4 protein-coding genes are annotated in these 6,905 nt (G+C 70.5%); all 4 read left to right on the forward strand.

Features of this window, described 5'->3' with window-relative positions; translation table 11 throughout:
• Positions 1 to 26 precede the first annotated feature (26 nt).
• A complete protein-coding gene (locus KOR34_RS25190) occupies positions 27 to 1,400 on the forward strand; it encodes a four-carbon acid sugar kinase family protein (RefSeq protein WP_146568914.1) in 1,374 nt (457 codons plus the stop codon).
• Positions 1,401 to 1,425: 25 nt separating this feature from the next.
• On the forward strand, positions 1,426 to 2,088 hold the full coding sequence (locus KOR34_RS25195) for an aspartate/glutamate racemase family protein (protein ID WP_146568915.1): 663 nt from the start codon (positions 1,426 to 1,428) through the stop codon (positions 2,086 to 2,088).
• A complete protein-coding gene (locus tag KOR34_RS25200) occupies positions 2,085 to 3,416 on the forward strand; it encodes a bile acid:sodium symporter family protein (protein WP_197531736.1) in 1,332 nt (443 codons plus the stop codon). The genes KOR34_RS25195 and KOR34_RS25200 overlap by 4 nt, the downstream gene beginning before the upstream one ends.
• A 156-nt stretch (positions 3,417 to 3,572) precedes the next feature.
• Entirely contained in the window at positions 3,573 to 6,632 is a 3,060-nt protein-coding gene (locus KOR34_RS25205; protein WP_146568916.1) for a DUF6298 domain-containing protein, read from the forward strand.
• The last annotated feature ends 273 nt before the right edge of the window (positions 6,633 to 6,905 follow it).

The following is a 6,905-nucleotide window of genomic DNA, read 5'->3' on the forward strand; positions in this document are numbered from 1 at the left end:
CGACAGGCAACCCACTCCCCCAAGACGTGACCGACAGCCCCTCAACAACGCCGCTGCGACTGGCCTACTACGCCGACGACTTCACCGGGTCGACCGACGCGCTGCAGGTACTGGCCCGCGCCGGTTTGCAGACACGGCTGTTTCTCAACGCGCCAACGCCCAACCAGCTGGCCGCGCACGGGCCGCTGGACGCGATCGGCGTGGCCGGCCGGTCGCGGTCGCTGCCGACCGAGCAGCTCGCCGGCGAGCTCCACCCCGCATTCGAAGCGCTCCGCAACCTGCGGCCTCGGCACGTGCACTACAAGGTCTGCTCGACATTTGACTCCTCGCCCGCCGTTGGCAGCATCGGCCGCGTGCTGGAGATTGGTTCGGATGTGTTCGCCGGCCCGTATGCGCCGATTGTGGTCGGCGCGCCCGCGCTCGGCCGGTGGTGCGTGTTCGGCAACCTGTTCGCCCGCTACGGCATTGGCTCCGAGGGCGGCGTCTACCGGCTGGACCGGCACCCGGCGATGTGGAACCACCCCACCACGCCCGCCACCGAGAGCGACCTGCGGCGGCAGCTTGCCCAGCAGACCGAACTGCCGGTCGGGCTGGTTGACGTGACCCACCTCGACGCCGGCCCCGAAGCAAGCGACGCCGCCCTGCAATCGCAGCTCGCCGCCGGCGCCCGCGCCGTGCTGTTCGACGCGATGACCGACGAACACCTCAACCGGGTCGGCCAGCTGCTCGAGGCTTCGGCCGCCGAGTCGGCCCCGCTGTTCTCGATCGGCTCGTCCGGCGTCGAGTCGGCGCTCGCCGCCCAGTGGCAAGCGGCCGCCCCGGCGGCGGCCTCGGCGTTGCCCCCAACCGACCAGCCGCTCTTGGTGATCGCCGGCAGCTGCTCGCCGGTCACGGCCGAACAGATCGACCACGCCCTGCAGAACGGCTTCGCCGAGGCGCCGCTCGACGCGGCCGCGTTGCTCGACGAGCGCCGGCAACGGCAGGCGATCGCCGACTGCTTGGAAGCGGCCCGCGTCGCGCTGACGGCCGGCCGGCCGGTGGTGGTGCACACCAGCCGCGGCGCCGATGACCCCCGACGCGCTGCGGTCGCCCAGGCCATGGAGCAACGCAGCCTTCCACCCGACTCCCTCGCGCAGCAGATCGGCGGGGCGCTCGGCGCAATCGCGCTGGAGTGCCGCCGCGCGGGCCTCGCCGGGCGGGTCTGCGTCGCCGGCGGCGACACCTCCAGCTACGCCGGCCGGGCGCTCGGCGTGGCGTCGCTCGCCATGCTGCACGACTTCTGGCCCGGCGCGCCGGTCTGCGCCGCCGCGTCGTCCGACCCCGCCGTCGACGGCCTGCCGATCGTCTTCAAGGGCGGGCAGGTGGGCGGCCCCGACTTCTTCACTCAACTCGCTCAATAACACTCTTTCCCGCAAGCGTAACGGAATGAAAATCGAAAAGCTGGGTCTGATCCACACCTCGGCCACGCTGGTGCCGGTCTTCGCCGACCTGTGCCAGGCGAAGCTGCCAGCGGTAAAGACGTTCAACATCGCCGACGACAGCCTCATCAAGGAGGTCATCGAGCGGCAGGAACTCACCCGCAGCGTCAGCCGCCGCGTCGGCAGCCACGTGCAGGCCGCCCAGCAGGCGGGCGCCGACTGCATCCTGGTGACCTGCTCGTCGATCGGCCCCGCAGTCGAGGCCGCCGCCGCCCTGGCCGACGTGCCGGTGCTGCGGGTCGACCAGCCGATGGCCGACAAGGCCGTGCGCATGGGCGCCAAGATCGGCGTTGCGGCGACGCTCCGCACCACCCTCGAACCAACCGCCGACCTGATCCGCCGACGCGCCCAGGCGGCCGGAAAGCGGGTCGAGATCAACGCCCAGCTCTGCGATGGCGCCTTCGAGGCCCTCATGTCCGGCGACGCCGCCAAGCACGACCAGATGGTCGGCGAAACACTCCGCCGGCTGGCCGCCGAGGTCGACGTGGTCGTGCTGGCCCAGGCCTCCATGGCCCGCGTGGCCGACGCGCTCGACCCGTCCGAGGTAACCACCCCGGTGCTCTCCAGCCCCGGCCTGGCCATCGACTTCCTCGCGGAGCAATCCTCTTGAAGCCGCTGCTCTCCCAAGTTGAACGCGCCGCTCTTTACCTCAGCCCAATCGCCCTGCTCGCCGCCGTGGCCGGCTTCGCCGGCGGAGCGACGGCGGTTGGTCAGTGGGCGGCCGCGGCCGCCTGCTTCGCGCTGGCGGTGGGGATCGGTTCGGTCGAGTCGCTCCGCACGTTCCGCTTCACCGCCTGGCTGGCGGCCGCGGTCGCGTTGGCGCTGGTCTACCCGCCCGCGTTCCAGCCCTTCGAGCCCGGCTCCGACGCGTACAAGGTGATGCTGCTGGTGCTGATCCAGGCGGTTATGTTTGGCATGGGAACGCAGATCTCGCTGTCCGACTTCGCCGGCGTCGCGCGGCAGCCGTGGCCGGTGGCCGTTGGCCTGGTGTGCCAGTTCTCCATCATGCCGCTGGTCGGCTTCGCGCTGGCACGGGTGTTCCGCCTGCCGCCGGAGATCGGCGCCGGTATGGTGCTGATCGGCGCGTGCTCCAGCGGGTTGTCGTCCAACGTGATGGCCTACCTCGCCCGGGCGAACCTCGCGTTGTCCATCACCATGACCGCCGTAGCCACGATGCTTGCGCCGATCATGACGCCGATGTGGATCCGCCTGCTGGCCGGCGACGCCGTCGGCGACAACGCCGGCAGCGGCAGCTTCCTAGGCATGATGTCGACCATCATCAAGATCGTCATCGTGCCAATCGGCGCCGCGCTGATCCACGACTACCTCCGCTCGGCCCGCGGCTCCGGCAAGGCGATTGTCTACACGGCCGCCGCGGCTGGCGGCGCCGGTGTGCTCTTCGCCTCGCTAGGCGGCTGGGCCTGGATTGCAGCGCAAACCAGCGAGGCCGGCGTCGTCTGGGCGCAGCTTGTGTTGTTCCTCCTGGGCGGCGTGACGTTCGGCGTCCTCTACCACCACGCGGCCGGGCTGTTTGGCTGGCTCGACAACGCCATGCCGGCCGTGTCGATGATCGGCATCTGCTATGTCACCGGCATGACTTCCGCCGCCGGGCGGGACAACCTGATGGTCGTCGGATTGTCGCTGTGCGTGGCGGCGGCGCTGCACAACCTGCTAGGCTACGTGCTGGGCTACTGGCTGAGCCGCGCCCTGGGGCTCGACCGCTCGTCGGCCCGCACCGTGGCGTTCGAGGTTGGATTGCAGAACGGCGGCGTCGCAACCGGGCTGGCCGCGTCGATGGGCAAGCTCGGCACGCTCGGCCTGCCGGCCGCGTTCTTTATCGCGTGGATGAACGTCTCCGGGTCGCTGCTGGCCAACTACTGGCGCCGCCGGCCCGTGCTGGATGAATCCCAACCAGAATCAATCGAACAAGCTGCGTAAAAGGCGGCCATCACTTACCACCAAGACACCAGGACACGAAGTCGACGATCGAGAACGGAACTTCTTGCTCTGTGCCCCCGTGCCTTTGTGGTTCATCCTCCCAACGCTCAACCAAACATGCGTTCAAAAACACTACTGGGACCACTCCTCCTTGCCTTGCTCGTCGCAAGCAACGTCTGTGCTCAGTCGTGGCCCGTGGCGCGCGGGGCGGGCGGCAGGCTCGACTACCAGCGCAACGAGCACGGCGACCGCGTCCCTGACTTCTCGAGCTGCGGTTACCAGGGCGGCGACCATCCACTGCCGAACGCCGAGGCGGCGCTATTGGTCCGCCCCAGCGGCGGCGACGACACCGCTCAATTGCAGGCCGCGATCGACCGCGTCGCCCACCTACCAGTCGAGGAAGCGGGCGCCCCGCGCGCGGTCTGTCTGGCGGCGGGCGAGTTCAGGGTGTCCGGGTCGCTCCGAGTGCGTGACTCGGGAGTCGTGCTCCGCGGCGCCGGCGCCGACGCGACGACGATCATCGCCACCGGAACGGGCCGCCGGCCGCTGATCCGCATCGAGCCGACCGACGCGCCCAAGCCCAAACTCACCAACGAAACCCCCATTTCCGCCGACCGCGTGCCGGTCGGCGCCGCGCGGCTGCCGCTGGCCGTGGGGCACGGCTTCCAAGCCGGCGACCGCATCCTCATTACCCGCCCCTCGACCGACGAGTGGATCGCCCACCTCGGCGCGAAGGTGTTCGGCGTCGGCTGGCGGGCCGGGCGGTGCGACATCCGCTGGGAACGCGTCGTCACCGCGGCCGACGACGACGGCGTCGATCTCGACGCCCCCCTCACCACCGCCATCGAGTCCCGCTTCGGCGGCGGCACGGTCGCCCGGTACGAGGCCCCCGGCAGGCTGGAGAACGTCGGCGTCGAGCACCTCACGCTCCGCTCCGAGCTCGACGACTCCAACCCGCACGACGAGGCCCACAGCTGGCACGGCGTCGTGGCGAACCAGGTCCGCGACGCCTGGGTCCGCGGCGTGCGGTTCCAGCACTTCGCCGGCGGCGCGGTGCTGCTGCTCGAAGGCGCCAGCCGCGTCACGGTCGAGGACTGCCTGGTGCTCGAGCCGGTGTCCGAGCTCGCCGGCTACCGCCGGCAGAGCTTCTTTACTCAGGGCGGGCAGTGCCTGTTCCTGCGGTGCTACAGCGAGCGCGCCCTGCACGACTTCGCCCTCGGCCACTGCGCCCCAGGGCCCAACGCGTTCGTGAACTGCTACGCCGAGCGCTCGTTGGGCGACAGCGGCCCTCTCGAGTCCTGGGCGTCCGGCGTGCTGTTCGACAACGTCCGCATCGACGGCGGCGAGCTCTGCTTCGTGAACCGCTGGCTCCACCCGCCCGGCGCCGGCTGGTCCGCCGCCAACTGCCTGGCGTGGAACTGCCAGGCCGGCGTGATCCGCGCGTTTAATCCTCCCTCCGCTCAGAACTGGGTGGTCTGCTTCTGGGCCAAGCCGATCGGCGACGCGCACATCACCGGCGACGGCGACTTCGCCCGCCCCATCAGCCTGTTCCAGCAGCAGCTCGCCGACCGGCTCGGCACGCAACCCGCCGAGCGCATCGGCCCGCTGCTGCTCGACCCAATCGCGTCGACCAACCCCACACTCAAGCAGGCCAAGCGGTTCGTGGCCGAGTCCGACGAGCCCGGCCCCACGCTCCGCGGGCTGATCGAGCGCCGCCTCGCCGAGCAGACCGCCGCGTGGACGCCGCCGCAGAACGTCCCCATCGGCGGCGAGCCCGACCCCGACTCCGCTCCCGACCAGCCAACGCAGCCGCCGCGCCCCATCACGCTCGCCAACGGCTGGCTCACGGTCGACGGCCGCGTGCTGACCGGCGGGCACGTGAACCCCACCTGGTGGCGGGGCACGATCCGGCCCGCCGACGCGCCGCAGTTCGGCCCCTCGATCTCCCGCTGGGCGCCCGGCCGGTACGGCGTCGGGCTGACCGACGAGTTGCAACCCACCATCGACCGCCTGGCCGCGCTCAACACCGCCGCGTACGACCACCACTACGGGCTGTGGTACGACCGCCGCCGCGACGACCACCTCTTGGTCCGCCGGCCCAGCGGCGTGAACGCGGCCCCGCCCTTCTTCGAGCAGCCCTTCGCCCGCAGCGGCCAGGGTTCGGCGTGGGACGGCCTCACCCGGTACGACCTCACCAAGTTCAACGCGTGGTACTGGCGGCGGATCACCGACTTCGCCGGCCTGTGCGACCAGCGCGGCATGGCGTTCTTCCACCAGCACTACTTCCAGCACAACATCCTCGAGGCCGGCGCCCACTGGGCCGACTCCCCCTGGCGGCCGGTGAACAACGTCAACCAGGTCGACCTGCCGGAGCCGCCCCCCTACATCGGCGACAAGCGGATCTTCCTCGCCCACAAGTTCTACGATGTCTCCAACCGTCACCTGGCCGAGCTGCAGGCCAACTACGTCCGCCACTGCCTGTCGGCCACCAAGGCCAACCCAAACGTCATCCACTCGATCAGCGCCGAGTACACCGGGCCGCTCGAGTTCACCCAGGCGTGGCTCGGCACGATCCGCGACTGGCAGGCCGCCGAGCAGGCCGACCCGCTCGTGGCGCTGGCCTGCACCAAGGCCGAACAGGACGAGCTGCTCTCCGACCCGGCTCTGCTCGACTTGATCGACCTGATCGACATCCGCTACTGGTGCTACGCCCGAAATGGCGAGCTGTACGCGCCGCTGGGCGGGGCCAGCCTGTCGCCGCGGCAGCAGCTCCGCCGCTCGCGGCAGCTGTCGGCCGACTTCCGCTCCATCGCCCGCTCCGTCCGCGAGTACCGCCTCCGCTACCCACAGAAGGCCGTGGCCTACTTCGCCGAGATGTACTGCAAGAGCCCCCGCGAGGGCTGGGCCGTGCTGATGGGCGGCGGCTCGCTGGCCGCCGTGCCGCCGCTGCCCGAGCCGCTCGCCCGCGCGCTGGTCGACATGGCGCCCGAGCCCGTCGACGAGGGCGCCGCCGCGCTCACGCTCAGCTCGCCCACCGGCGGGCGGCTGGTCTACCTGCTTGACAACGACCGGCCCGCCAAGCTCGACCTGCCGGCCGCCAGCCGCCTGGCCTGGATCGACCCGCGCACCGGCCGCGTCACCGCCGAGGAGTCCCACCCCGCCGGCGCCGCCGAGCTGACGCCCCAGGCGCCGGTCCTCTGGATCCAGCCCGAGTAGCCCACCAACCGCGCAACAAGGCGTCGCCCTCCGCCGGCCGTGGGTTCTGTCCGCTTCTCAATTGTCCAAAAACACGAGCGAAGCGGACAAAACTAGCTCTGTAGAAATCTTATCGTTGCTAGCTAAACTGTAGGTAGTGTTGTTTCCGTACGGTGTGGGTGCGAACGACGAAGTCTCCCATCGCGTTGCTGCTTGCCGCCCACGAGCTGGGTCGTCGGACGGTGCGTCGTTACTGGCATCACCGTGCCCCGAAGAAGTTCACGCTCCCTCAGC

It is taken from the genome of Posidoniimonas corsicana (assembly GCF_007859765.1).
GTDB lineage: Bacteria > Planctomycetota > Planctomycetia > Pirellulales > Lacipirellulaceae > Posidoniimonas > Posidoniimonas corsicana.

Coding starts and splice junctions, on each gene's coding strand:
- KOR34_RS25195 (WP_146568915.1), top strand. CDS start 1,426: ATGAAAATCGAAAAGCTGGGTCTGATCCACACCTCGGCCACGCTGGTG.